19 protein-coding genes and 1 pseudogene are annotated in these 24,079 nt (G+C 59.7%); 7 read left to right on the top strand and 13 right to left on the bottom strand.

Going from position 1 to position 24,079, the window contains the following annotated elements; all coding sequences use genetic code 11:
• Window positions 1–26 precede the first annotated feature (26 nt).
• Together ACOYW1_RS21950 and ACOYW1_RS21945 are read left to right on the top strand one after the other, a co-directional pair.
• Window positions 27–1,397: an aldehyde dehydrogenase family protein gene (locus tag ACOYW1_RS21950; RefSeq protein ID WP_482419740.1), complete on the top strand. Its 1,371-nt coding sequence runs from the start codon at window positions 27–29 to the stop codon at window positions 1,395–1,397.
• 528 nt (window positions 1,398–1,925) lie between these two features.
• Window positions 1,926–3,500 (top strand): sigma-54-dependent Fis family transcriptional regulator, encoded by a 1,575-nt coding sequence (locus tag ACOYW1_RS21945; RefSeq protein WP_482419739.1) that lies wholly within the window; start codon window positions 1,926–1,928, stop codon window positions 3,498–3,500.
• A gap of 243 nt (window positions 3,501–3,743) precedes the next feature.
• Here the strand turns inward: ACOYW1_RS21945 and ACOYW1_RS21940 are convergent, their stop codons facing one another.
• The 3 genes from ACOYW1_RS21940 to ACOYW1_RS21930 all read right to left on the bottom strand — a co-directional run bounded on the left by ACOYW1_RS21940 (window position 3,744) and on the right by ACOYW1_RS21930 (window position 8,070).
• Complete coding sequence (locus tag ACOYW1_RS21940) at window positions 3,744–5,195, bottom strand: methyl-accepting chemotaxis protein (protein WP_482419738.1); 1,452 nt, start codon at window positions 5,193–5,195, stop codon at window positions 3,744–3,746.
• Window positions 5,128–5,685, bottom strand: coding sequence for a cache domain-containing protein (locus ACOYW1_RS21935; RefSeq protein WP_482419737.1), 558 nt, complete (start codon window positions 5,683–5,685; stop codon window positions 5,128–5,130). The genes ACOYW1_RS21940 and ACOYW1_RS21935 overlap by 68 nt, the downstream gene beginning before the upstream one ends.
• Before the next feature lie 666 nt (window positions 5,686–6,351).
• Window positions 6,352–8,070 carry an amidohydrolase gene (locus tag ACOYW1_RS21930; RefSeq protein ID WP_482419736.1) on the bottom strand — a complete coding sequence of 573 codons (1,719 nt, stop codon included), beginning with the start codon at window positions 8,068–8,070 and terminating at the stop codon, window positions 6,352–6,354.
• Window positions 8,071–8,308: 238 nt separating this feature from the next.
• Between ACOYW1_RS21930 and ACOYW1_RS21925 the strand changes: the two genes are divergently transcribed.
• Window positions 8,309–9,178, top strand: a complete 870-nt coding sequence (locus tag ACOYW1_RS21925; RefSeq protein WP_482419735.1) for a LuxR C-terminal-related transcriptional regulator — start codon at window positions 8,309–8,311, stop codon at window positions 9,176–9,178.
• A 64-nt stretch (window positions 9,179–9,242) separates the two neighbouring features.
• On the opposite strand, the gene ACOYW1_RS21920 is transcribed toward ACOYW1_RS21925, so the two are convergent.
• The 3 genes from ACOYW1_RS21920 to ACOYW1_RS21910 all read right to left on the bottom strand — a co-directional run bounded on the left by ACOYW1_RS21920 (window position 9,243) and on the right by ACOYW1_RS21910 (window position 12,730).
• Complete coding sequence (locus ACOYW1_RS21920; protein ID WP_482419734.1) at window positions 9,243–9,506, bottom strand: hypothetical protein; 264 nt, start codon at window positions 9,504–9,506, stop codon at window positions 9,243–9,245.
• A gap of 16 nt (window positions 9,507–9,522) precedes the next feature.
• Window positions 9,523–10,836 (bottom strand): OprD family outer membrane porin, encoded by a 1,314-nt coding sequence (locus ACOYW1_RS21915; RefSeq protein ID WP_482419733.1) that lies wholly within the window; start codon window positions 10,834–10,836, stop codon window positions 9,523–9,525.
• Window positions 10,837–11,407: 571 nt separating this feature from the next.
• The gene (locus tag ACOYW1_RS21910; protein WP_482419732.1) at window positions 11,408–12,730 is read right to left on the bottom strand and encodes a DEAD/DEAH box helicase; all 1,323 of its coding nucleotides are present in this window, start codon (window positions 12,728–12,730) and stop codon (window positions 11,408–11,410) included.
• Window positions 12,731–13,248: 518 nt separating this feature from the next.
• On the opposite strand from ACOYW1_RS21910, the gene ACOYW1_RS21905 reads away from it, so the two are divergent.
• The gene (locus tag ACOYW1_RS21905) at window positions 13,249–14,154 is read left to right on the top strand and encodes a hypothetical protein (protein ID WP_482419731.1); all 906 of its coding nucleotides are present in this window, start codon (window positions 13,249–13,251) and stop codon (window positions 14,152–14,154) included.
• Window positions 14,155–14,234: 80 nt separating this feature from the next.
• Here the strand turns inward: ACOYW1_RS21905 and rbr are convergent, their stop codons facing one another.
• The 7 genes and pseudogenes from rbr to ACOYW1_RS21870 all read right to left on the bottom strand — a co-directional run.
• The gene (rbr, locus tag ACOYW1_RS21900; protein WP_482419730.1) at window positions 14,235–14,810 is read right to left on the bottom strand and encodes a rubrerythrin; all 576 of its coding nucleotides are present in this window, start codon (window positions 14,808–14,810) and stop codon (window positions 14,235–14,237) included.
• Window positions 14,811–15,170: 360 nt separating this feature from the next.
• Window positions 15,171–16,091, bottom strand: a complete 921-nt coding sequence (locus ACOYW1_RS21895; protein WP_482419729.1) for an alpha/beta fold hydrolase — start codon at window positions 16,089–16,091, stop codon at window positions 15,171–15,173.
• A 321-nt stretch (window positions 16,092–16,412) separates the two neighbouring features.
• A complete protein-coding gene (locus ACOYW1_RS21890; RefSeq protein ID WP_482419728.1) occupies window positions 16,413–16,871 on the bottom strand; it encodes an NUDIX domain-containing protein in 459 nt (152 codons plus the stop codon).
• An 84-nt stretch (window positions 16,872–16,955) separates the two neighbouring features.
• On the bottom strand, window positions 16,956–18,914 hold the full coding sequence (locus ACOYW1_RS21885; RefSeq protein ID WP_482419727.1) for an ABC transporter ATP-binding protein: 1,959 nt from the start codon (window positions 18,912–18,914) through the stop codon (window positions 16,956–16,958).
• Window positions 18,907–20,655 (bottom strand): ABC transporter ATP-binding protein, encoded by a 1,749-nt coding sequence (locus tag ACOYW1_RS21880; RefSeq protein ID WP_482419726.1) that lies wholly within the window; start codon window positions 20,653–20,655, stop codon window positions 18,907–18,909. Before ACOYW1_RS21880 ends, ACOYW1_RS21885 begins: the two co-directional genes overlap by 8 nt.
• A gap of 455 nt (window positions 20,656–21,110) precedes the next feature.
• The gene (locus tag ACOYW1_RS21875; RefSeq protein ID WP_482423794.1) at window positions 21,111–21,557 is read right to left on the bottom strand and encodes a glycine radical domain-containing protein; all 447 of its coding nucleotides are present in this window, start codon (window positions 21,555–21,557) and stop codon (window positions 21,111–21,113) included.
• A gap of 36 nt (window positions 21,558–21,593) precedes the next feature.
• Window positions 21,594–22,007 (bottom strand): annotated as a pseudogene (locus ACOYW1_RS21870) (pyruvate formate lyase family protein); the annotation flags it as partial.
• Between ACOYW1_RS21870 and ACOYW1_RS21865 the strand changes: the two are divergent.
• The 3 genes from ACOYW1_RS21865 (at window position 21,981) to cuyA (ending at window position 23,891) form a co-directional block, all read left to right on the top strand.
• Window positions 21,981–22,124 carry a hypothetical protein gene (locus tag ACOYW1_RS21865; protein WP_482419725.1) on the top strand — a complete coding sequence of 48 codons (144 nt, stop codon included), beginning with the start codon at window positions 21,981–21,983 and terminating at the stop codon, window positions 22,122–22,124. The pseudogene ACOYW1_RS21870 and the gene ACOYW1_RS21865 sit on opposite strands and share 27 nt — an antisense overlap.
• Window positions 22,125–22,408: 284 nt before the next feature.
• Window positions 22,409–22,786 carry a RidA family protein gene (locus tag ACOYW1_RS21860; RefSeq protein ID WP_092208575.1) on the top strand — a complete coding sequence of 126 codons (378 nt, stop codon included), beginning with the start codon at window positions 22,409–22,411 and terminating at the stop codon, window positions 22,784–22,786.
• A gap of 106 nt (window positions 22,787–22,892) precedes the next feature.
• Complete coding sequence (cuyA, locus tag ACOYW1_RS21855; RefSeq protein WP_180139461.1) at window positions 22,893–23,891, top strand: D-cysteate sulfo-lyase; 999 nt, start codon at window positions 22,893–22,895, stop codon at window positions 23,889–23,891.
• The last annotated feature ends 188 nt before the right edge of the window (window positions 23,892–24,079 follow it).

Raw genomic sequence — 24,079 nt, 5'->3', positions numbered from 1 at the left:
ACCACCCACCCGAACAAGGAGCAACCATGGATGCAAAGGCGCTTGTCGAGAAACAAAGGGAGTACTTCAACACAAACACGACCAAAGACCCGGCCTTTCGGGTGGCGCAGCTCAAAAAGCTCAAGGCGTTGCTCAAAGCCAGCGAGGCCAGGCTCAACACGGCCATTTACGAGGACTTCGGCAAGTCCGAGTTTGAAACCTACCTCACCGAGCTCTCCCAGATTTACCATGAGATCGACATGTTCGTGATAAAGGTGCCCCGGTGGAGCAGGAGAAAAAGGGTCCCGGGGAGCCTGGCCAATGTGCCGTCCAGAAGTTACATCCTGCCGGAGCCCCTGGGCACCACCCTTGTCATCGGGGCGTGGAATTACCCGTACAACCTCTCCCTGATTCCGGCGCTTTCCTCTTTGGCTGCGGGGAACACCGTGATCCTCAAGCCCAGCGAGCTGCCCGCCCGGACCTCACAGGTCATGGCCGAGATCATCAACCAGGGCTTTTCCGATGCCTACTTTCATGTGGTGGAGGGCGGGGTGGAGGAGACCACCGAGCTGCTGGAGAACGCCTTTGACAAGGTCTTTTTCACGGGAAGCATCCCGGTGGGGCGCATCATCTACCAGAAGGCGGCCAAACACCTCACCCCCGTGACCCTGGAACTCGGGGGCAAGAGCCCCACCTTTGTGCTTTCGGGCTGCGACATCCGGGTGGCCGCCCGGCGCATTGCCTGGGCTAAGTTCCTCAACGCCGGGCAGACCTGCATTGCCCCTGACTACGTGCTGGTGGAAAAAGAGGTGGAAGCGCCTTTGCTTGCCGCTCTGAAAGAGGAAATACAGGCCCGCTACGCTCCCGGAGAGGACCTTCGGGAGAACTACGTGCAGATCATCAACGAGCGAAACCTGGAGAGGCTTGCCGCCCTCATTGACCCGGCCAAGGTGTACCACGGCGGGGAGGTGGACAGGGCCGCCCGGACCATCAGTCCCACCCTCATGAATGGGGTAAACTTCGAGGATCCGGTCATGGAAGATGAGCTCTTCGGTCCCATCTTGCCGGTCATCGCCTTCTCCAACCTGGACGAGGCCATCGGCAAGGTCAAGGAGCGGTCCAAGCCCCTTGCCTGCTACGTGTATGCAAAGGACAGGGCACGGATCCGCAAGGTCCTTCGGGAGGTCTCCTTCGGGGGCGGGGCGGTGAACGACTCCCTGATGCACCTGAGCAACCCCAACCTGCCCTTTGGGGGAGTGGGGGCCAGCGGCATGGGCAACTACCACGGCAAAGCGGGCTTTCGGGCCTTTACCCACTACAAGAGCATCCTGGACAAACCCACCTTTTTTGAGGCTCCCCTGAAGTACTGGCCCTACGCCCCATGGAAGCTGAAGCTCATCAGGCGGATGTTCAACTGACCCCGGTAGAGGGGAAAAGCAAGCCTCCGGCGGCCAGGTGGGGGCACCTGGAAACCCTGTGGCGAATGCATGAAGGAGGGCATTAAGCGCCCGTTTTCGGGGCATTCGCGTGGTGTGTGACATATACGATGATTGGGACTTGGGATTCGTTTTACGTTGACCGGAATCACTTCGGCGGGTTGCTTTTTGAGCAAAGCTTCGCAAAAATAAGAGGGACGAGGCTGTCGGAAACACATAATCACACAATGGCTCGCCAGAATACCGCTGGGATTTGACCCGAGGAACGAGGGGCAAAGCCCGGCGGTAATTTGCTTTCAAGGTGGCACACCTTGCCGCCGGAGGCTGTTTTTTGTGCTTTTATTTTTATTTTGAAGTGGGGCGCGTTTCCAAAAAACAAAACCTGTTTGTCGAACGTTTTCGTTGCGTTGGAGTCCTTGGTCGAAGGCGGATCAAACGTTTGGTCCCCGGCAAGGCTGTCGGAGGCAATGTTGAGCTGAAAAGTGACGGTGGGGGTGTATGCAGGAGCCTGTGAGTGATTCGGATCGGTTTTCGTTTTTCAGGGAGTCCATTGGGTGCATCAGCGCGAGCCTGGACATGGATCAGGTCCTCAAGCGATTGCTGGTGTCCATGCAAGACCGGATACCCATGAACCGGCTTGTCCTGATCTACTTTGATTACCCGAAAAACTGCTTCAAGCGCCTGGGGTATGCCTCCTTGATGCATGAGGCGTTCAACGCCTTTCCGGAATACCTCCACATTGAACAGGGTGCGGAGTACGTGGAGGAGGCCTTCAAGCGAACCGAATCCGCCATTGTCATCGAGGACCCGGAGCGGGATCTGCTTGCCGGGGAGTATGTCCGGCATGCGGGCACAGCCGATGACTCGTTCATGGCGATCACCCTCATGCTGGACGGGGAGCGCATCGGCGCCCTCATCGCCGTCACCAGCGGCAGGAACCTCTTCACCCCGACCCACCAGGACCTCTTCAGCCTTTTGAAGGAGCCCATGGCCCTGGCCCTCTCCAACACCCTGCGGTACCAGGAAGTGCTCCACCTGAAAGAGCAGTATCGGTACGAAAAACACGAGCTGACAAAAAAAATGGGAAGTGCTGTGGAGGGGAGTGTCATTGGTGAGACAGGTGGCCTGGGGCCGGTGATGGCGTCGGTGCGCAAGGTGGCGCCCCTGGACAGCTCCGTGCTTCTTCTGGGGGAGACCGGGGTGGGCAAAGAGGTGATCGCCAACGCGGTGCACGCGCTGTCGCCGCGAAGCGCCAGCCCCTTTATCAAGATCGATTGCGGAACCATCCCCGAAACCCTTGTTGAAAGCGAGCTGTTCGGCCACGAAAAGGGAGCCTTTACCGGGGCCGGGGGGCGAAAGCCCGGGAGCCTGGAGCTTGCCGACGGGGGCACCGTTTTTCTTGACGAGATCGGGGAGCTCTCCCTGACCGCCCAGGTCAAGCTCCTGCGCCTGCTCCAGCACCGCGAGGTCGTGCGGGTGGGCGGCCACAAGGTCATTGCCCTGGATCTTCGCATTGTCTGCGCCACCCACCGAAACCTTCAGGAGATGGTCCGCCAGGGGACCTTTCGGGAAGACCTCTGGTACCGCCTCAACGTCTTTCCCATCCGGATTCCCCCATTGCGGGAGCGCAGGCAGGATATCCCCGCCCTGGTGGCCCACCTCATACGCAAGAAAGCCCGGGAGATGAACCTGGGCACCGCCCCTTTTCCCAACAACTTCGAACTCAGCGAGCTGGCGTCCTATGATTGGCCCGGAAATATTCGGGAGCTGGAAAACATCCTGGAGCGCTGGCTCATCCTGGGGTGTGGCTCCGTCTCCTTCCGCTCTCTCCTGAACCCTTCGGATGCCGCAGGCAAGGAGGCCTCGTCCCTTCTGTCGGTCTTTGACAGGGTCACCACCCCGGACCAGGTCCTTCCCCTTGCCACCATCGACCGACGGTACATCGAATCCGCCCTGAAAGCCTGCAACCATGTGGTGGGAGGCAAAGAAGGCGCGGCCGTGAGGCTCGGCCTTCCGCGGACCACCCTTCGGAGCCGCATGGAAAAACTGGGCATTCATCGCCGTCGGACCAAGAACACCCTGTAACGATTCAGCCTGCCTTCTATGGTGAAAGTACCCGGGAAAAAGCGTGCCTCCGGCGGCAAGGTGTGCCACCTTGAAAGCAGGTAGCGGAAGTGATTTGCCCCTCGTTCCTCGGGCAAATCACTTCTCCGCATTTAAAACGGCATTCATGCAAATATTTTTTTGTGACCTGTTTGCTAAACTTTTTAAAAGTTTAGCCCGCAGCGGCCGCCGGGGGCTTGTTTGAACGGAATCGTTACACCACCCTTACACCCTGAACCGTCCCACCACCTCCTTGAGCCGTCCGGCAAGGTCCAGAAGCTCACTGGCGTTTGTACTGACCGTGGTGCTGCTGGTTGTCATTTCCCTTGCCTGGCTGTGGACTTCGGCGATGTCTCCGCTGATGCCGTCGGCTGCTTTGGCGCTTGTTGCCACGTTGCCGTTGATCTCCGAGAGACCCTGGGATGCCTGGTTGACGTTTTCGGCGATTTCACGGGTGGTGGCGGCCTGTTCTTCCACGGCTGTGGCTGTGGTGGCAACGATTTCACTGATCTCGTCGATGACCGTGGTGATTTCGTTGATGGAGTCCACCGAGATCGTTGTGGCCTGCTGGATACCGCCGATCTGGTCCCGGATGTCTCCGGTGGCCATGGCCGTGAGCCGGGCCAGCTCCTTGATCTCCGATGCCACCACGGCAAACCCCTTGCCCGCTTCACCGGCCCGTGCCGCCTCGATGGTGGCGTTCAAGGCCAGGAGGTTGGTCTGGTCGGAGATGTCGGTGATGGTTTCGGTGACGGCATCGATTTTCTGGGCGGCGGCCCCTAAGTCCGAGATCTGCGTGTGGGCCTGTCTGGCACGGGTGACGGCGGTGTCCGCAATGCTACGGGCCGACTCCGTGTTCTGGGCCACCTCCTGGATGGTGGCGGTCATCTCCTCGGCGGCCGCGGCCACCATGGAGACGTTGGTGGATGCCTGCTCCATGGCCGCGGCAACGGCGGTCATGCCCGTGCTCATCTCTTCGGTGGCCGAGGCAACGGTCTCGGTCTTGGAGGCGGCAAGCCCCGCACCGGAGGACATCTGGCCGGAGACGGCGGCGAGATCAGCGGATGAGGCCGACAGGGTCTCGACCCCGGAGGCGAGTTCCCGAATCACCCCGCCGATGTTTTCCGTCACATGGTTGAGAGACTCCCCCAACTTTCCAACCTCGTCCCTGTTACGGACCGTCAGGGTCCGGCTGAAATCCCCGGTGGCCATGGCCTCGGCAACATCGACTCCCTCCTTGATGGGGCCGGTGATGCTGTGGACGATGGCGTAGATGATGGCAATGAGAAGCAGCACCGACACCGTGCCGATGCCCATGCTGACTCGCCTGATGCTGTCGGTCTCGGCACGGATCTCGCTCAAGGGCACGTTGACCATGACGGCCCACGGGGTTTTGGCCTTGCCGATGCGGATGGGCTCGCAGATCCGTACCACCTTTTCCCCCAGGGAAGCCGAGTGGTTGGCCACATCAAAGCCTTGTCCAGAGGCAATCTTGCCGAGGAGGCCCTTGATCCAGGGGTCGGTTTCCAGCACCGACAGGCCGATGCGTTTTGTTTTCGGATGGGTTACGTAGGTGCCTGCGTTGGAGATGACGGTGAGGTAGCCGGTGTCAAGGATCCGGATGTCGGCGAGCCGTTTTTGGAGCGTGGAAAGGGCCATGCTGACGCCCGTAACCACGGGCCCCTCCCCGGAAGCGGATGGGCACGGCCAGGGTGGTCATAAGGGTCTCCCGGTTGTTGACGCTTCCCATGAAAGGCTCGATGAGGGTCTCGGTGCCCTGGGTCTTGGGAAGGCGATAGTAAGCCTTGGTCTCATACCCCTTGAGGGCCGCCAGGGAAACCTCTCCGCCTTTTCGGCTGGCAAAGCGGGCATAGCGCCCCGTGGCGTCGTAACCCGGTGTGGCGGCGAATTCGTTGTCGCGACCGTCCAGGGCGTCGGGTTCCCAAACCATCCAGGTGCTGAGAAAAGAGGGGTTGTCGGCAACGAGGCTCGCCAGGATGGTGTCCACGGCCTCTCGTCCGGGGGTATCCCCGGAGAGTTTCAGGCCCTCAAAGGTCTGTGCCAGGGTTCGGGCAGCGGTCATGGCCGTCTCCAGCTCCGCTTTGACGACGCCGCCGTATCGGTAGGATGTTTCCATGGCGTTCTCTTTGGCGCTTTCTTCTGTCACGTTCCGCCTTTACAGCGACCACACCGATGGTCACGGCAAAGGAGAGAAAAGCGACCGTGCCGATGTAGAGAAGCATCTTGGTCTTGACCTTGAGGTGTTTCAGCATTGCACATTCCTTTCATCATCGGGACGGAGGTTCGACCGGGGGCGTTGCGTCGGGCTGTGGCATGAGCAGGACCGGAACGGGTACACTGCAGATGTCAGTTATTCTATTTTATTTTGATTAATGTAAGTTTGGGTAACAATATGGGGAGGCGTGAGGAAAAAGTCAATGGGATAATGGGAATTCAATGCTTACGAATGGTAGTCATAAGATGTACTGTCTTGTTATAGCGATTGATCCTTTTTGCCCCTGGCTGCTTTGCCTGGAGGGCATTATGCGGACGCTATGACTGGAATTGCTCCAGCCGTTTTGCATGCACAATGAAGTTGATAATACATAGAAAAAAAGATAGCATCGGTGTCGGGTCCCGGTGGGGTCGCCAAGGGGCGGCGGGGGTATTATTTACCTCCATATTTCATGTTGAACACCATGCCTGGGTACAATCTGAAATATACCCATGCCCCTGCCAGTGCGCCGAGGCGCCTCACCGGGCCCCTCCAGTCCGGGCGGCAACCCGAAGGCCGTGTGACGGGCCTTCGGATTCACCGCAGGTTCCCGGCTCTTTACTCGCCGAACAACCCCTTGCTCTCGTCAAAGACGATCTCCCCGTTGAATACCGTTGCCAGCACCGGGATCTCCCCGATGCGGCGGGCGTCCACGGTGAGGATGTCCTCCCCCAGGATGCAGAAATCAGCCACTTTTCCTACCTCGATGGATCCTTTTTCTTTTTCCATGTTGTCCTGCCAGGCGCCGTTCAGGGTGTAGGCACGGATCGCCTCTTCCCGCGTGATGCGTTCTTCCGGTCCGTTGACCCTTCCGGATACCGCGTTTTCTCGCAGTATCGCAGCCTGAACACCCTGGCGCCAGTTGGGCAGGGTGACCGGTGCATCGCAGCTGAAGGTGAGGACCAGGCCGCTCTCCTGGACCATGCGCGCGGGAAACTCCTTTGCTGCCCTTTTGGCGCCCACCACGGCAACCTCGAAGTCGGAGATCATGGCGCCGATGGTGGGCTGCATGGAGACCCCGCAGGGGTAATTGCCTAAAGCCCGGGTGGTCTCAGGGGCCATGAAGTCCCCGTGGATGAGCTGGTGCCTTACGGCCACATCGGGGTTGTTGTCACAGGCGTACATAAAGGCCTCGGCAGCGGCGTCTACGGCCCGGTCGCCCGTGGCGTGGATGCCTGCCATAAAGCCTTTGGAGTGGACGTAGTTCACCATCTCCTTGAGGTTGTCCCGTTTCTCCTCTTCGGTGTCTCCCGGGACCACGGAGGCTCCGTATCCTCCGGCCTCGTAAGGCTCCTTCATCCAGCTGGTGCCGGTGAGGGGGACCCCGTCTGCAAACATCTTGACCCCGGAGAATTGAAGCCTGTGCGGGTCGGTGTCCCCGGGGATGGGGAAGCCGGCCATGTTTTTTTGGATGTCTTCAAGGGTCAGGGCCCCGTAGTCTCCCAGGAGAAGGAGCACGTTGGTGCGGACGGTGAGTTTTCCTTCACTAAGAAGCTCCCGGTAGATCTCCACGAACTCGCCGCTCATGACCCCGAAGAGCATGGTCTCGCCCCCCGGGCCGATGGCCGCGTCCGTAAAGCTGGTGATGCCGTTTTTGTTGAGTTCGTAAATGCCGGTGAGCACGGCCTGGCGCTTTTCCTCCCGGGTCAAAAGGGGAATGTGGGTGGAGACCATGGCGATGGCCGCCGGTTCCTTGAAGAGACCGGTTGGCTCTCCGGTGGCAAGGTCTCGCTCCATCTCCCCCGAAGGTGGGGCCGGGGTCCGGGCGGTGATGCCCGCTATCTCAAGGGCCTTGCTGTTCACCAGCAGGGTGTGGCCGGAAAAGTCGTTGAACACCACGGGGTTGTCCGGTGAGACCGCGTCGATGTCCGATCTCCGAGGCATGCGGGACGGGTCGTTTTTGCACTCCTTCAGGGTCCCCACATCCCAGCCGAACCCGCGGATCCATTCTCCGGCAGGTGTCTCGGCCACCTTGGCCTTCAGGGCACCCACCATCTCCTCGATGGAGGTTACCGCAGGGGCCGTGAGGTCCAGGGCCAGGGGAGGCCGGGTGGCACCGAAGTAGGGGCCGTGCATGTGGGTGTCGTTGATCCCGGGCAGCATGGTGTGGCCCTGGAGGTCGAGAACCCGGGTGGCGGGCCCGATGTGGGGGGCCATCTCTTCATTTGTGCCCACGGCGACGATGCGTCCTGCTGACACCGCCACGGCTTCCCGGATGCTGTTGTCGCTGTCGACGGTGATGATGTGTCCATTTTTGATAACCAGCTCTGCGGCCATGTATCTTCTCCCTGTTGTGGGGCCGGGGCAGGCTCCCCGACCGTTATCTGATGCCCCTCAGTCTATCGTGGGACATTGGGAAGTCCATATGGAAAGAGTGCAGAGAAAAGTAGGCACAGGGCTCTATAGTCGGGCTAAGGCTTGCCCTTTGGCCCCCATGGGATAACATGGGTGGGAACGGCAACCGGTGGCGATATATCGTCACGGCATAACGCACCTGGATGGAAGGAGAGAATCTGTGAAAGCAACGCATGGGAGAGCGCCGGTGTATGCGGAAAAGACAGCCAGAGACCTCATGGAAGCCGACATGCCGGTGGCCGCCTTGCTGCTGGATCAGCGGTTTGCCCTCACAGGGTACAACCGGGGATATGCCGAGATCCTGTCCCGCTACAACCTTGGGGTTCCCGAGGTGGGCAGGGGTGTCTCCTATTTTGATTGCGTCCCGGCGTGCACGGAGCGGCTGAAACCCATTCTGGCCCGCACCCTGGACCATGGGCGCCCCATGGCCCTGAGTAACATGGTTCTGGAGGCCGACCTCGGGGACAAAAAGGTAACGACCCTCTGGAATTCGTATCACGCCCCGGTTGTGGACAGCACTGGCAGGGTCAGCGGCGTGCTTGCCTTTATCCATGATGTCACCCCCAGGACGAAAGCAGAGGCCCGGGTCCGCGAGCTGGAGGCACAGGTGGCCGAGCTGAAGTCGGCCCTGAGGACGGTGATGGCCCTGAAAACAGAGGACAAGGGGCTTTTGGAAACCCGCCTTGCCGCCAACGTTACCCATCTTGTCCGCCAGCCCCTGGAAGACCTCAAAGCCACGGGCCTCACCCCTCGCCAGCGATCGTTTCTCAGGGTGGCCGAGGCTGGCCTGGATGAGTTCACCTCCCCCTTTTCAGAGGCCCTGGCCACCTCAGGCTGGAACCTGACGCCCCGGGAGACCCGCATCGCCCATCTCATCAAATCCGGCAAAAGCACCAAGGAGATCGCCGACCTGCTCTGCATCTCCGTGGGAAGCGTCAACACCCACCGGCACCACCTGCGGAAAAAACTGGGCCTGACTCGTCACCCCATTTCCCTGAGAGCGTTTCTGCAAGAAGTCAGCGAGGGTTAACCCTTGAACGTGCCTCCGCCGCACGCCATCTAAAGGTACGTGCGGAGGAGGGGCGCGGGGTTGGTCAGTCGGTTTCTACGGCTCGGGGGTGCATGTGCTTCAGCCGCGGGGAGAGGGTTTTGATAAAGGCCTCGGCTTGCTCTTTGGAGTCGAAGCGCTTGGCCTGGTGGCGTTTCCCAAAACGGCTTTTCGTTACGATAAAGCAGCCGCCGGGCTTGCAGCAGTCGATCTTGATCACGGCGTGTGCTGCAACGGCGGGGGAGACAAACGCTGAGGATAGCAAAGCGCACGCCAGGACCATGACCTGGATTGTCTGTTTGATGTGCATGGTTGCTCCGCTCATTTTAAAAAAGGGTCATGGTGTAAGTCACATTCACCTGGGTGTTGGATATCTTCTGGTCCATGCCGTACTCCCCGTCGGATTTCATGGTGTTGCTTCCGTGCTCTATCTCAAGGGCGAGGCCGGGGAGGGCAGGGGGGGCATAGGCAAGGCGGCCGCCGTACTCATGCTGCCTCAAGTTATCCACATACTCCGAGCCGTCGTGGAGGTTGCGTCCTTCCACGTAGTAGGCTGATGCGGAAAGCCCGGAGAGGAGGCCTGCTGTGATATCGTGGCCGATTTCGATTTTCTGGGCGGTCTCTCCGTCATGGTTGAAGATGCCCTGGACCCCGGTGGTGTAATAGCCATTGTCCTTGCAACCGGCCAGGGTAGAGCCATTCAAGGCCCAGTCCGTTCCCATGGTTCCGTCGATGGATTCGAAGAAGTCGGTGTTTTTCTCAACATCGGAGATCGCGAACTTCACCCATGTGTTTTTTCGGGTCAGGATCACCTGGCCGCCCACCATACCGAGGGTATGGTCGATATCCTCGTGTTGGGGTTTTGTGTCGTTTTTGAGACGGTACCCGCCAGCGGTCTGGATGTTCCAGAGGTCAGAAAACGTATGGAACCAGGTTCCTTCCAGAAAGGTATATTCAAGAATTTCTTTTTGGCGCCCATGGGCTGCTTTGAGGCCGAAGGGCCCTTTTTCAAATCGAAGATCAGCAATCTGAACCGGCTGCGGATCAACGATCCCGTCCCGCCAGTCCCCTTTGTAGGGGCCGAATTTGTGAAAGGTGTCGTCGGAGTAGTCGCTGCCGCCCATGACATGCATCAGGGTCAGGGTGACAGGCTCCCAGGAGATTTGACCGGATACCAGTTCATACATGCGTGGGGTGGTTCTGTAGTCCCCTGGGCCCAGGAGGACGTGGTCGGATTCCATGCGCCCATAGCGAAGCAGGAGGTTGTCATTGGGGATGATACGGACGCTGACCCCCACTTTTCCAAAACCGTTTTTTCCTTCCTGAAAAAAGGTTTCGTCTTTTCCGTATGTGTTTGCAGCGTTTTTTTTGTCGTATTTAAAGGGAATGACGTGGTAGGCCACGGCATCCACGCCAATGCAGTTTTTGAACAGGCCGGATGCATAGTGAAGGCTAAAGACCCCTGCGGATTGGTTTCGTGAGGTTTCAGGGCCGTACCCCGAGTCGGTGCGGGCATTTTCACCTGTGGCCCGCAGCCTCAGCTCAAGGCTGCTGTCGGTGAGAAAGGGGTTGGCAGATGCCGGTGCGGCAAGGACAAGTAGAAGGATCAGGCAGGATAGAGAACGAAAAACGGGATGCACAACAAACTCCTTAATTAAAAAAACGATGGGGCTTTTAAGGCCACGGATCAACAAAAGCCCTATGACTATATTTTTTAAAAAAGGGGATCAAATTTTTAGTTTCAATAAGTATGTATGTCTATATCGAGTTTTGCTATATTTAGTGATGCTCTGTCGCCTTCCGCTGGGGATTTCCCATGGGCAACTGTTTTAAAAAGTTGGCAAAGAGGCTGTGAGGGTGCTGCTCTCTCCTTAAGGCACACACCGCTGTGTTCTGTGTTGCATGATATAGACTAAATGTTCGCTGAAAAAGCGATTGGATGAGGTAAATAAAAGGTTATTACAGTGGGTTAAGGGGTGGCTATTCTTCTTGGATGCAGCGTCCTTTGAAGGCGGATGTGGCTTGACCCGAGGAACGAGGGGCAAAGCACACCCGCACCCTGCTTTCAGGGTGGCACACCTTGTCGCCGGAGGCATCTTATCGGAACTGAATAGTTTCTCAGGAAGATAAAAAGGAGGGGAGGAGATGACCGTGCCGAACGCCCCTGGGGGATTCAGCACGGCCACGTGTGCATTGAATGCGGCTTTAAGATCAGCTCGCGCGACGCTGGCGACCGCCGCCGGAACGGCTGTGTCCGCCCTGGCGGTTGCCGCCGGAGCTGCTGCGGTTGCCGTTTCCGCCTGTTCTGCGGGCGGTCTGCTGGGGCCGTGCCCCGGAGCGTCCGGTGCGTGCAGGGCGCCTGCCTTTGCGCTTGAGGATGGGTTCGGGCGCGATGGACGGATCCGGCTCATAGCCCGGGATGACCTCGGTGGTGATCTTGCGCTTGAGGAGCCGCTGGATGTCGGAGAGCAGCTTGTTTTCATCCACGCACACCAGGGAGACGGCGTGGCCGTCCTGCCCGGCGCGGCCGGTGCGGCCGATGCGGTGCACGTAGTCCTCGGGCACGTTGGGGAGCTCGTAGTTCACCACGTGGGGAAGCTGTTCGATGTCCAGGCCCCGGGCAGCGATGTCTGTTGCCACAAGGACCCTGACTTTTCCGTTTTTAAAATCGTTGAGGGCCCGGGTCCTGGCATTCTGGGACTTGTTGCCGTGGATGGCGTCCGAGATCAATCCGTTGCGCTGGAGCTGCTTGCTGACCCAGTTTGCCCCGTGCTTGGTGCGGGTGAAGACCAGGACCTGGCTCCAGTTGTTGGCACCGATCATGTGGGAGAGCAGCTCCAGTTTTCGGGTGCGGTCCACGGGGTGGACCACCTGGGTCACGCGCTCGGCGGCGGTGTTCTGCCGCGCCACCTGGATGGTGGAGGGGGCGTTGAGCAGGTCGCTGGAGAGTTTTTTGATCTCCTTGGAAAAGGTGGCCGAGAACAACAGGGTCTGGCGCTCCTTGGGAAGCTCGGTCATCACCTTGCGGATGTCGTGGATAAAGCCCATGTCCAGCATGCGGTCGGCTTCGTCCAGGACCAGGGTTTCCACCCTGCTGAGGTCAATGGTGCCCCGCTGCAGGTGGTCCAGGAGACGGCCCGGGGTGGCCACGACAATGTCCACGCCCCTTCTGAGCTTGGAAATCTGGGGGTTGATGCCCACGCCGCCGAAAATCACGGCGGTGTGGCAGGATATGTACTTGCTGTAATCGCGGATGCTGTCGCCGACCTGGGCGGCCAGCTCCCGTGTGGGGACCAGGACCAGGGCCCTGACCACGCGGCGCTTGCCTTTGATGGGGTTGGCCTGCATTCGCTGGAGCATGGGCAGGGCAAAGCCTGCGGTTTTGCCGGTGCCGGTCTGGGCGCCGGCAAGGACATCATGGCCTTTGAGAACGAGAGGGATTGCCTGCTCCTGGATCGGGGTGGCCTGCTCATAGCCCTGATCCGCTATCGCGCGCAACAATTCGGCGGAAAGGCCGAGCTGTGAAAATAACATGGGGAAGAAAACTCCGGGATCACCCTGCCCCTGAGCCATGGATACATCGGCAGTCATGGGTCGGCCTGGGCCGGGCTTGTGTGTTGGACTCCCTGGTCCGCGGAACTGCGGGACGGAAGTGGATGGCGCCGACCGAAGTGCGCCAAGGAGTGCGGACTATAACACCGGAAACCGAGTCTGTCCACAGGGCAGCGTCGGTGTCGCAGGGCTATCTCATGGGGATTTTGCTATGGATGGTTGTTTTGGATATCAACCAGTTGAAATATTGAGGGAATAATTCTTGTGGGAAGCGGGCGTTCAAGGTGGCACTCCTTGCTGCCGGAGGATTGTGATGAAACCTTGCGAACCCTGTGGACATCGTTTTTGGGTGACGTCTGTTTTTCATGTCCCGGCAACCTGCCTGCCGGGCGTTCTTTGCTTATCCCCCTTGATTCTTGCTCTTTGTTGGGGGTATGTCATTTAGGGACGGTTTGTCCACCGGATTTTTTCAATACACCATTATCAAAAAAGGGACACGTATGAAGCGGATAGCATGGGTTGTTTTTTGTGCTCTTTTTGTCGGGGCCACGGCCGCCGACGCAGCGGTGATCTACATGAAGAGCGGCCGGGAGATCCTCACCGATACGTACTACAAAGAAAACGGCATGGTCTACTACACCGTGGCCGGCCAGACCGTGGGCGTCCCGGAGTCCACGGTGGAGCGGGTGGACGAGTCCGTCACCGACTCCGGGCCGGATCAGCGCCTCATCACCATTCGGATGCCCCGGTATGTGGAGGTGGCGTCTCCGGTTCAGGGCGTGGAAAACGGCTTGTACGAAGAGGTGGTGTCGGAAGGGGCCTGTCCTGTATTCCGAACGCTCTTCGGCACAGGGGGGCTTTACGGCCGGGACTGCGGCAGTGCAAAGGGAGAGTGGGTCCTTGCAAAAGGGGGTTCAGCGTCCCGCGGAACCGAGACCCTTGCCGTGCTGAGGCACGTTCCCAAGGGCCAGGGGCCGGAGTATGGCGGGTCCCACTGGACGGCGTCAAACGGCAGGGTGTGCGAGGTGACCATCAAGGCCGTTGCCCCCCCGGCCACCACCGGTGAGAAGAAGCTGGTGCTGAAGTTCAACGGATTTCCCAACGGGTTTTTCAACGGGATCTACAAACCCTGGGCCATTGTCAACGGGCGCATCGCCTACAAGATGACCAAGGCCAAGGACGAGGCCTTCATTGAACTGAGGGCCAACGGTGGGGACGTGCCCTCCTATTACTGGGCCGTGAGCTTCGGCCACGACACTTACTATCACAGCGTTCCCTTCGATACCCCCGGGGGCCTTTTTCCCCATGAGGTGACGGTCTGGACCCACAAAGGAACGGACAACACCATTACCGGGGTGGTGGGGGAGGTGAGCACCGAGCGGGAGCACACCTTCGAGTTTCGATAAACCCCGGTTTTGTCGTGTCATGATTAAAAAAGGCCCCCGGATCACCGGGGGCCTTTTTTATGCTGGTTACATTGTAACCATTAATAATTGTCGGGCTTCAGCTCAAAGTGGGCCTGGGGGTGGGCGCAGGCCGGGCAACTGACAGGGGCCTCTTCGCCGGTGTGGATGTACCCGCAGTTGCGGCAGGCCCAGACGGTGCCGGCTTCGCGTTTGAAGACTTTTCCTTCTTCGATGTTGGCGGCCAGGGCGCGGTAGCGGTTTTCGTGGTGCTCTTCGGCGACGCAGATGCTTTCGAACATCACGGCGATGGCCTCGAAGCCCTCTTCACGGGCCACTTTGGCATAGCCGGGGTACATGCTGGTGAACTCTTCCTTCTCCCCTTCGGCTGCTGCCTTGAGGTTTTCAAGGGTGGTTCCGATGACCCCTGCCGGGAAGCTCCACTTCACCTCTGCTTCCCCGCCCTCAAGGCACTTGAAGAATCGCTTGGCGTGCTCTTTTTCCTGGTTGGCGGTCTCTTCGAAGATGGCAGAGATCTGGACGTACCCCTCTTTTCTTGCCTGGGCTGCGAAGTAGGTGTATCGGTTGCGGGCCTGGGATTCCCCTGCAAAGGAGGTGAGGAGGTTTTTTTCGGTCTGGGTTCCTTTGAGTGATGCCATTGTGTGTGTCTCCTTAAAAAGAAAAGGTTGGATCGTGACGACGCGGGCGATGTGTCCCGAGACGTTGGTTCATTTTACGGTGAGGCCTTCTGGGGGCGACGTGCGCGGCATATGCCGGGGGGCTGCTTGGGCCTGATGGACCCGGGCACTGCCTGGCGGCTCTCATCGGACCGTGTGAACGGTCCAGGCACGAATGGGTTTGATCCTATCAGAAAGCGCTGAGCGTGTCATAGTCAAAAGGCGGTTTTGTCGTCAGGGTAAACGCATTTAGAAATCGGTAAAATCAGATATATGATATGGAAGCGTGGCCTCCGGCAGGGCTCCCCGGAGGGCTGCCGGAGGCAGTGACGGACGGTGGCGTTATCGGTGTTGGTCGTCAAAGCCGATGATCTCCGATGCCATGCGCTCAGGCTCTTCCCAGGGGATCATGTGGCCGGTGGCCGGGATTTTCGCAAGGTGCGCGTCGGGGATAAGGCGGGCATACTCCTCACCCGCGGACAGGGGCACGAGCTTGTCCACCTCGCCCCAGATGCAGAGGGTCGGCAGACTGATCCCGGTGGCGCGTCCGTCGAGGAAGTCCCGGAAGAGGCCGTCACGGGTGGTTTGGGTAAGGGTGGCCAGGTCCATGGGCGTGTTGGTGTTGCTCAGGATGATGTCCCGGGTGCACTCCGGGTAGTCCGGACGTCCCGGGCCGGTCATGAAGAGGCGGTGGCTTTGGGCCAGGGCCTTTTCCGTGAGGAACCGGTTGATGACTTTCTGGGGCACAGGGGCCAGGGCCAGGCGGGCGTACCAGGGCAGGCGGTCCAGGACCTGCTTTAAGCCGATGGCACCGGCCAGGGTCAGGGTCTGGATCCGGTCCGGGGCTTGCAGGGCCATGCGGGCGGCGATTTCACCTCCCATGGAGTGCCCCACCAGGGTGAACCGTTCCACGCCGATTTCCGACAGCCAGGCCAGGAGCCTTTCCGCCTGTTTTTCGGGAAGGTAGGACTTATGCTCCTTGGACGAAAGGCCGTGGCCGGGAAGGTCCGGGGCCAGGACCCGGTATTTTTCTTTGAACAGGGGGATCATGGGTTTCCAGAAAAAACCGGAGCAGGACCAGCCGTGGACCAGCACCAGGGGGGGGCCGTCTCCGGCTTCGAGCCAGTGGATGCCGTGTTCGTTGACTTCACACGTCGTTGATCGGGCCTCCAAGTCACCCATGAGGGCCGTTTCCAGCGTCTCGGGTGCCAGCCCCCTGTGGCGCGTGACGAATTCGCCTGCTGCGTGCAGAACGTCTTTCATCTTTCTTTTCTCCTCTCTTTTCTCTTTTTCTCGTGGGAACTTTTTATGCTTCGTATAAAGCGTGAAGGCATTTATACGTGCTGTTTTTTTGTTTGTATGGCTTTTGATATCAGTTTGGTATGCCGGTGGCTTCTGAAGATGTGGGCCCTGGGCTGTTCATGCATACCTTCTTACCATATACCTGAGGCAGCAAAAGTCCAACCGGAATTGAGGGAAGGGCAGGGAGGATTTATCAGGTAAGGGGCAGGCCCGGGGAGCCCGTGGAACTGCCGTGCGCACCGGTGGGAGACTGGCAGAGTTGTTTCCTCAGGCCCTTCAATGTCACGAGATCTGCCCGAGATAGATCGGGGGGTCGGGAAGCTTGAAGGCTTTGAGGAATCCTTCCAGTTCTTCGGGGTGGAGGGTGAGCTTCTGGAGGGATTGCCTGGAGACCCACTCCACGGAAACCTGATGTGGGTCCGGGGCGTGCCCCATGACGGGGTCGTAGGGCTCGGTGAGTTCGCAGAGAAAGGCAAACTCCACATGGTGCTGGGTGATCTCCGGGTCTTTGCGTGCCGGGTGGCTGTGCTCGTAGACGCCCAGGAGACCCAGGACGTTGACAGTGGCGGCCACCTCTTCGTGGACCTCCCGGATTACGGCCTCTTCCAGGGTCTCCCCTGCTTTCTGGCGCCCGCCGGGCAGGGTGTAGAGAGTCTGGCCGTTGTCGTACTCCTTCATGAGCATCAGGATGTTCTGGCCGTCGGTAATAATGGCTTTGGCGATGTTTAACGAGATGATCATGGGGGCCTCCTTGATGACGGTGGCTCTGGAATGAAACCCGGTTTGTCTTGCATCTTATCCTGACTGAATTGGTTTGCGCAACCCTTAGGAAGGAACATGGCCTGTGCTGTTTTCCAGTTGCTGCATGCGAAAGTAGAGTCCTTTTTTGCCCATCAGCTCGTCGTGGCTGCCCGATTCGGCGATGCGACCCTTCTTGACCACCAGGATGCGGTGGGCGTGTCGGGCCGTGGAGAGGCGGTGGGCGATGAGGAAGGTGGTGCGGTTTTCCATGAGCCGGGACAGGGCGGCCTGGATCTCCGATTCGCTCACCGAGTCCACATAGCTTGTGGCCTCGTCCAGGATGAGGAGTTCGGGGTTTTTTACAAAGGCCCGGGCGATGGAGAGGAGCTGGCGTTCCCCGCTGGACAGGGGGCGGCCCCCTTCGGTGAGGAGGGTGTCGAGGCCCTGGTCCAGCCGGTCCAGGACAAAGCCGCACCCGGCCTGGCGCAGGGCGGCGTCAAGGGCTTCGGGGGCGGGGGGACGGTCCGGCTCGGGGAGGATGTTCTCCCGGATGGTACCGGCAAAGAGGAAGGGGTCCTGCATGACCATGGCGATGCGGCTGCGCCACCTTTGGGGATCCAGCTCGGCCAGGGGGTGGCCGTTGACCCGGATGGTGCCGCCCTGGGGATCCCAGAACCGGACGAGGAGGCTGACGATGGATGTCTTGCCCGCGCCCGTGGGGCCCACGATGGCGATGGTCTCCCCTTTTTTGGCGGCAAAACTGACGTTGGAAAGGACGGGCTCTCCATCGGTGTACCCAAAGCTGAGGTCGTCAAAGGCGATGGTGTCGATGGGCGCACCCGGGTTTCCGCCGGGCTGTTCATCGTCTGCCACGGGGGTGTCGAGGATAAGAACGAGGCGTTCGGCCGACGAGAAGGCGTTCTGGAGGATATTGTATTTTTCGGCGATGTCCCGGATGGGGCGGAAGAACATGCGCAGGTAGCTGATGTAGGCCACAAGGACTCCCAGGCTGGCAAAGCCCCCTAAAACCCGGTAGCCCCCGTAGAAGATGATGAGACCCAGGGCCGTTGCATTGAGCACCTCGATGACGGGCATAAAAAGAGCAAAGATGCGTACCTGGGCCATGCCGGCGTCATAGTGCCGGTCCGAGAGGCGCCTGAAGGCGGTGTCGGTCTCCTTTTCCCGGGCAAAGAGGCGGATGACGCTCATGCCGCCGATGGTCTCGGCCAGGTGGGCGTTGATCTCGGCGATGCGTACGCGCAGGTCCCGGAAGGCGGAGCGGGACCGACGGGCAAAACCGATGGCCGCGGCCACGGCCACGGGGATGACGATGAGGGTGACGGCGGCCAGGCGATAATCCAGAATGATCAGCATGGCCAGGATGCCAACCAACAGGAAAATGTCTTTAAAGACAAAGGTAATGACCGAGGTGAACATCTCCCGCAGGTTTTCCACGTCCCCGGTGAGGCGCGTCACCACGCGGCCCGTGGGGTTCCGGTGGTACCAGGAGACCGGGAGCTTGCGGATGTGGGTGAACAGGGTGAGGCGCAGGTCGTGGATGATCCGCTGGCCCATGATCTCCAGGACAAAGGTCTGGCAGAACCCGAAAAGGAAGTTGAAAAAGAGGGCACCCAGAAGGAGCAGGGCGGCCTTGACGGCCCCGTCCATGTCGGCCGCCCGCAGCCTGAGGCGGGTCTCTGGGTCGGCCTTGGCTAGGCTGGCCCTGGGGATGGCAAGGGGGCCGTCATCTTTTGGCCGGAGCTCAGGATGGGCGAAAAGGAACCGGTTGACCGCGGGGTTGGAGGCGTCCACGGCAATCATCCGGGTTTCGGGCCTGGCCGGGTCGGGAACGATGTAGCGGTCCAGGGCCTCTTTGGTGATCCAGGGGATGGAGAGGTCAAGGCCCGTCAAAACGATCACCAGGAGCAGGGCCGCCGCCAGAAGCTTCCGGTGGGGGGTGATAAAGGGGAGCAGGCGGCCCGCCAGCCGGTAGTCCTTGGACTGGGTGATATCTGTCTCTTCGATGTATCCGCCCCTACGCATGGTCTGCCTCCTCGATTTCCATGGCCAGGCTCTGGAGTCGCCAGGTTTCCCGGTAGTATTCGTCCGTTTCCAGCAAGTGTTCGTGGGAGCCCCTGGCGCGGATGTGCCCCTCCTCCATGACGAGGATCTCGTCACAGGGCACGATGGCGGCAAATCGGTGAGACGCCACCACCAGGGTACGGCGGGCATCGGCAAACACAGCCTCGATGATGTGGTGGGCGGTGCGGGTGTCCACCTGGCTGACAGGATCGTCCAGGATGAGAACGGGGGACGGATCGTAGAGGGTTCGGGCCAGGGCCACCCGCTGCTTCTGGCCGCCGGAGAGCATCACCCCCTTTTCGCCCACGATGGTGTTCAGCCCGTCTTCAAACCCTTCGATGGTCTGGGCAAGGCATGCCGCCGTAACGGCCCGGTCCAGCTTGCCGGTGTCCGCGCCTTCGCCCAGCCCGCAGATGTTCTCTTCGATGGTGCCGGAGAAGAGCCAGGGCTCCTGGGGCATGAAGCGGACAAGGCGCCTCACGTCCGCAGTGGGAAGGTCGGGCAAGGGCACGCCGTCCATGCGTATGGTTCCGCCCGTGGGGTCGTAGAGGCGGACCAGAAGGGAGAGCAGGGCGGTCTTGCCGCTTCCCGGCGGCCCGACGATGCCCAAGCTCTTACCGCTCTCCACGGCCAGGGAGATGTGCCTTAACACCTGCCTTGAGCCGTTAAAAGAGAAGGAGACTTTCTCCATATCCAGACGGCCTGCGGGGTTTGGAAGGGGGGTGGGGTGACGGGGCTCGGCCACCTTGGGCCGTTCGGTGAAGATCACGGCCAGGCGGTCCAGGGAGGCTTTTCCCCGCTGGACGAGGTTGGTCATCCAGCCCAGGGCCATCATGGGCCAGGTGAGAAGGCCCAGGTAGCTGATGAAGGCCACGAAATCCCCCGGAGAGATGCCGCCGGTGATGACAAGCCGCCCGCCTGCCCCCACCACGATGGCCGTGCCCATGCCCGAGAGAAAGATCATCAGGGGCATGAGGCTCCCCGTGACCCTGACCAGCCGCAGGTTCCGCCCTACGTAATCTTTGGAGAGATCCTTCAGCCTGTCGTCTACCTGCTTTCCCCTGCCGAACACCTTGACCACCCGGATTCCGTCCACGGCCTCCCTCACATGCTCGGTGATGGCGGCAAGCCCTTCCTGCACGGATTTGTGGCGCGCGTGCATGCGCCTGCCGAACACCCGGGCGCTCAGGACGATAAAGGGCATGGGGACCAGGGCCATGAGGGTGAGCCCCGGGTGGATCCAGGCCATGAACCCGATGGCCGCGCCCCCCAGGACCACGGCGTCGGTGACGGCGACGATGCCCATGCCCGTTGCCATGCGGATGTTGTTGATGTCGCTGGTGGCATGGCTCATGAGGTCCCCTGTGCGGGTGGTGTCGAAGTAGCGGGCGTCTAAGGTGAGCAGGTGGGAAAAGAGATCGCTCCGGATGGCCCGCTCCACCCGCCGTGAGGTGCCGATGAGGCAATGGCGCCAGCCGAACCGGAACACGCCGATGAGCACCGCAAAGCAAACGATGATGCCGCCGTCCCGGGCAAGGAGATGCGGCGTGGCCGTTCCCGCGGACAGGGCGTCCACGGCGTGCTTGACGATGCGGGGAATAAAGAGCTGAAAGGCGTCCACGCCAAGCAGGAAGAGAAGCCCTGTGGCAATGCGGCGCAGGTTTTCGCGAAAGTAAGGACGGATCAGGTCAAAGGCAGTCATGGCATATCCACGGAAACAAGGGTGGCAGGTGAGGTAATCCACTGTCCAAAATGGGGATTAAATGCCGGGAAGTCAAGAGGCGTTGGGGCGTGAGTCTCGACCAGACAACGGCGAAAAGAAACATGCCTCCGGCGGCTATTACCGGGGCCGAATTTTAAAAAGTTTGACAAACAAGTCTTAACCACGTCTTTTACGGTTGCCGCCGAAGTCATGCTACAGAGCTTTTTTTAAAAGAAACGACCCCGCCGGAGGCTGATCGGTTAAATCCACAAAGGCAAGCGGCAGCAATGTATTCTGTTGCGTCGAAGCTTGTGAGCCAGCCCGCCCACAGCATCAGCGTTTGTGTCGGGCGAACTTGAGCCGAAGGCCCTTGCGCTTTGGCCCGAGAAACGAGACAAAGCGCGAGGCAAATGCGGCTTTTCGAGGTGGCTCACCTCGCCGCCGGAGGCTTTTTTTTATCCCGTCATTCCGTACTCCGCCCGTTCGATGAGTTCAATCTGCTGGGCGTGGTTGAGGCGGACAAAGTAGGCGTTGTAGCCGGAGATGCGGACGATGAGGTTGGGGTAGTGTTCCGGGTGGGCCATGGCGTCTTTCAGGGTGCGGGAGTCCACCACGTTGAACTGCATCTGCATGCCTCCCATGCCGAGGTAGGCGGTGACGTATGCGGCCATGGTATCCACGATTTTCTGGCGATTTTCCCCCGGTTTGGGGACGAGTTTGACGTTGAAGGCGATGTTGTTGTCCATGTGGGCGGGGTTGAGCCGGGCCACATCGGAGATGAAGTCCAGGTAGTTGGCCGAGGCGTGGGGTTCCGGGGTGAGACCGGGGGTAAATGCCTTGCCGGCCAGGCGCCCTGAGGGCAGCGTGCCGGAGAGGGCGCCGTAGGCCACGTGCTGGCTCATGGACCAGAACCCGCAGGTGTAGGGGCCGCCGCGGTGGTTGGTGAAGCTGTGGTAGGTGGTGCTCAAAAAGCGGGTGATCTCGTTGCAGAGGGAGAGGGCCTCCTTGCTTCCGGACCCGAACAGGGGGACGTGGTTGCGGACCAGCTCGCGGATGTGGGGCGCTTGGGTGAACTGGGTGTCCACGGCCTCTTTGAAGGCGGCAAGGCTGAGCCGTTTGTCGTCGAAGACGAGTTTTTTGACGGCCAGAAGGGAGTCGGTGACATCGGCCAGGCCGATGTTGGAGGTGCCTGAGCTGTTGTACAGGGCGCCCCCCTGGGTGATGTCTGTTGCCGTATCCAGGCATCCGTCCATGAGAATGCTCAGGAGGGGCGTGGGGCGCATCTCCGCGTGGAGGGCGGCGTAGGTGTTGTTCAAGGTGACGGCGTGCTGGATGAGAAAGCGCTGATGGGTTTTCCAGGCGTTGAAGAAGGCCTCGAAATCGGTGAAGTGCTCCGGGGTGCCGGTGGTTACCGCAGGATGGGTAAATCGGTTTTGTTTGTCGGGAGGATGATGGGTGTGGTATTCTAATGATCTGAAATTATGGTGCTATATCAGCGTGCATGGCCCTCGTCTGATGGAAGGGCCGTCCAGGGGGCATAAAATTTTATAACGCCTGGAAATATGCGCGGGGAAAGGCTTTGCACGGTTTTTTAGTAAAAAGGCAAAAAAAGTATTTGACAGGAGGCTTCCGAGGTCTTTAAAACTTCATACATGTCAAATGTCGACATTTGGAACGGGCGCAAAGGGGAGTCCCCTTTTCCCCCTTCAATGATGGACATGATAACCCAACATAATGAAGGATATCACGCATTATGACCCAGCCGATCCAGACGCCCGACGCACCCGCAGCCGTAGGCCCCTATTCCCAGGGGATTGTTTCCAACGGATTTGTTTTTGCCTCAGGCTGCCTCCCCATCGATCCCGCCACCTCCACCATGGTGGAAGGGACCATCGCCGAGAAAGCCACCCGCGCCCTTGAAAACCTCAAGGCCGTTGCCGAAGCAGGTGGAAGCTCCCTCGACAAAGCCGTGAAGGTGACGGTGTTCCTTGCGGACATCGCCGATTTTGCCGAAGCCAACAAGGTGTACGCAGAGTATTTCAAAGAGCCTTATCCGGCCCGAAGCGCTTTTCAGGTGGGCGCGCTGCCCCTGGGCGCCGCCATTGAAATCGAGGCGATTTTTGCTGTGTAAATGAAGATCCGGGCGGTGATGGGTTCCATGATCGCCCGTATTTAAACGGACCTTGCAGATAGATCCGATAAACGCTTATTCCCTCCCAAATAAGGAAATAAAGACCATGAATTTCACTAAATTTCCCCGTCGCGGTTACCTCCAGGGCCAGACTCCTGTCGAGCCCATGAAAAACCTCAGCAAAGCCCTCGGCGGCGAGGTGAACCTCTTCGTCAAGCGTGACGACCTGCTCCCCGGTGCGTCCGGCGGCAACAAAACCCGTAAACTGGACTTCTGCATCGCCGACGCCATCGAAAAGGGTGCCGACACCATCATCACCTGCGGTGCCATCCAGTCCAACCACTGCCGCCTCACCGCTTCCTGGGCTGCCAAAGAAGGCCTCGAGTGCCACCTCGTTCTCGAAGAGCGCGTCAAGGGCTCTTACAAAGAAGACGGCAGCGGCAACAACTTCCTCTTCGAACTCCTTGGTGTGAAGTCCAAGCGTGTTGTTGAAGGCGGTTCCGACATGATGGCTGAGATGGAGAAGACTGCTGCAGAGCTGAAAGCTGCCGGCAAGAAGCCCTACATCGTTCCCGGCGGTGCTTCTAACCCCATCGGTGCCCTGGGTTACGCTGCATGCGCCGAAGAGCTGATGAACCAGCTCAACGACATGGACCTGAACATCGACTACGTTGTTGTTCCCTCCGGTTCCGCCGGTACCCACGCCGGTATGGTTGTGGGCATGACCGGGATCAACGCCAACATCCCCGTCATCGGCATCAACGTCTCCCGTACCAAGGAAGCCCAGGAAGAGATCGTTTTCGGTCTGGCCCAGAAGACCGCTGAGCTCCTCGACGTCAAAGGCGGCGTTGCCCGTGAAGACGTGGTTTGCTACGGCGACTACGTCGGCCCCGGCTACTCCCTGCCCACCGACGCCATGGTTGAGGCCGTGAAGCTGTTCGCCGGTGAAGAGGCGATCCTCCTCGACCCCGTATACACCGGTAAAGTGGCTGCCGGCCTGGTAGACCACGTACGCAAGGGAACCTTCCCCAAAGGCTCCAACGTTCTCTTCCTCCACACCGGAGGATCCCCCGCCCTCTACGCTTACCTGGACACCTTCAGGTAGCATTCGGCGAGTGAGATCGTAAATTTCCGCAGCACCGGTGAAGGTTATCCGGTGCTGCGGTTTTTTTGTTTGTGCGGGTCGGCAGGGCCAGGTGCCCTGGAATGTGCAGGCGCGTGAGTTTCGGTTGATCTCACGGAGAATATGTTGCATAAAATGAGTGCAAACGAATCAATAACCCAACACCGGTG

The sequence above is a fragment of the Desulfoluna sp. CYM3A genome, assembly GCF_056829965.1.
Note: the sequence above shows the minus strand (reverse complement) of the source record. Positions and strands in the feature narration are given on the sequence as shown.

Bases quoted from the DNA above. Each gene is read 5' to 3' on its own strand.
- rbr (WP_482419730.1), bottom strand. From the start codon at position 14,810: ATGGCATCACTCAAAGGAACCCAGACCGAAAAAAACCTCCTCACCTCC.
- ACOYW1_RS21905 (WP_482419731.1), top strand. From the start codon at position 13,249: ATGAAGCGGATAGCATGGGTTGTTTTTTGTGCTCTTTTTGTCGGGGCC.
- ACOYW1_RS21885 (WP_482419727.1), bottom strand. From the start codon at position 18,914: ATGCGTAGGGGCGGATACATCGAAGAGACAGATATCACCCAGTCCAAG.
- cuyA (WP_180139461.1), top strand. From the start codon at position 22,893: ATGAATTTCACTAAATTTCCCCGTCGCGGTTACCTCCAGGGCCAGACT.
- ACOYW1_RS21860 (WP_092208575.1), top strand. From the start codon at position 22,409: ATGACCCAGCCGATCCAGACGCCCGACGCACCCGCAGCCGTAGGCCCC.
- ACOYW1_RS21880 (WP_482419726.1), bottom strand. From the start codon at position 20,655: ATGACTGCCTTTGACCTGATCCGTCCTTACTTTCGCGAAAACCTGCGC.
- ACOYW1_RS21920 (WP_482419734.1), bottom strand. From the start codon at position 9,506: ATGCACATCAAACAGACAATCCAGGTCATGGTCCTGGCGTGCGCTTTG.
- ACOYW1_RS21950 (WP_482419740.1), top strand. From the start codon at position 27: ATGGATGCAAAGGCGCTTGTCGAGAAACAAAGGGAGTACTTCAACACA.
- ACOYW1_RS21890 (WP_482419728.1), bottom strand. From the start codon at position 16,871: ATGATCATCTCGTTAAACATCGCCAAAGCCATTATTACCGACGGCCAG.
- ACOYW1_RS21910 (WP_482419732.1), bottom strand. From the start codon at position 12,730: ATGTTATTTTCACAGCTCGGCCTTTCCGCCGAATTGTTGCGCGCGATA.
- ACOYW1_RS21895 (WP_482419729.1), bottom strand. From the start codon at position 16,091: ATGAAAGACGTTCTGCACGCAGCAGGCGAATTCGTCACGCGCCACAGG.
- ACOYW1_RS21875 (WP_482423794.1), bottom strand. From the start codon at position 21,557: ATGAGCCAGCACGTGGCCTACGGCGCCCTCTCCGGCACGCTGCCCTCA.
- ACOYW1_RS21930 (WP_482419736.1), bottom strand. From the start codon at position 8,070: ATGGCCGCAGAGCTGGTTATCAAAAATGGACACATCATCACCGTCGAC.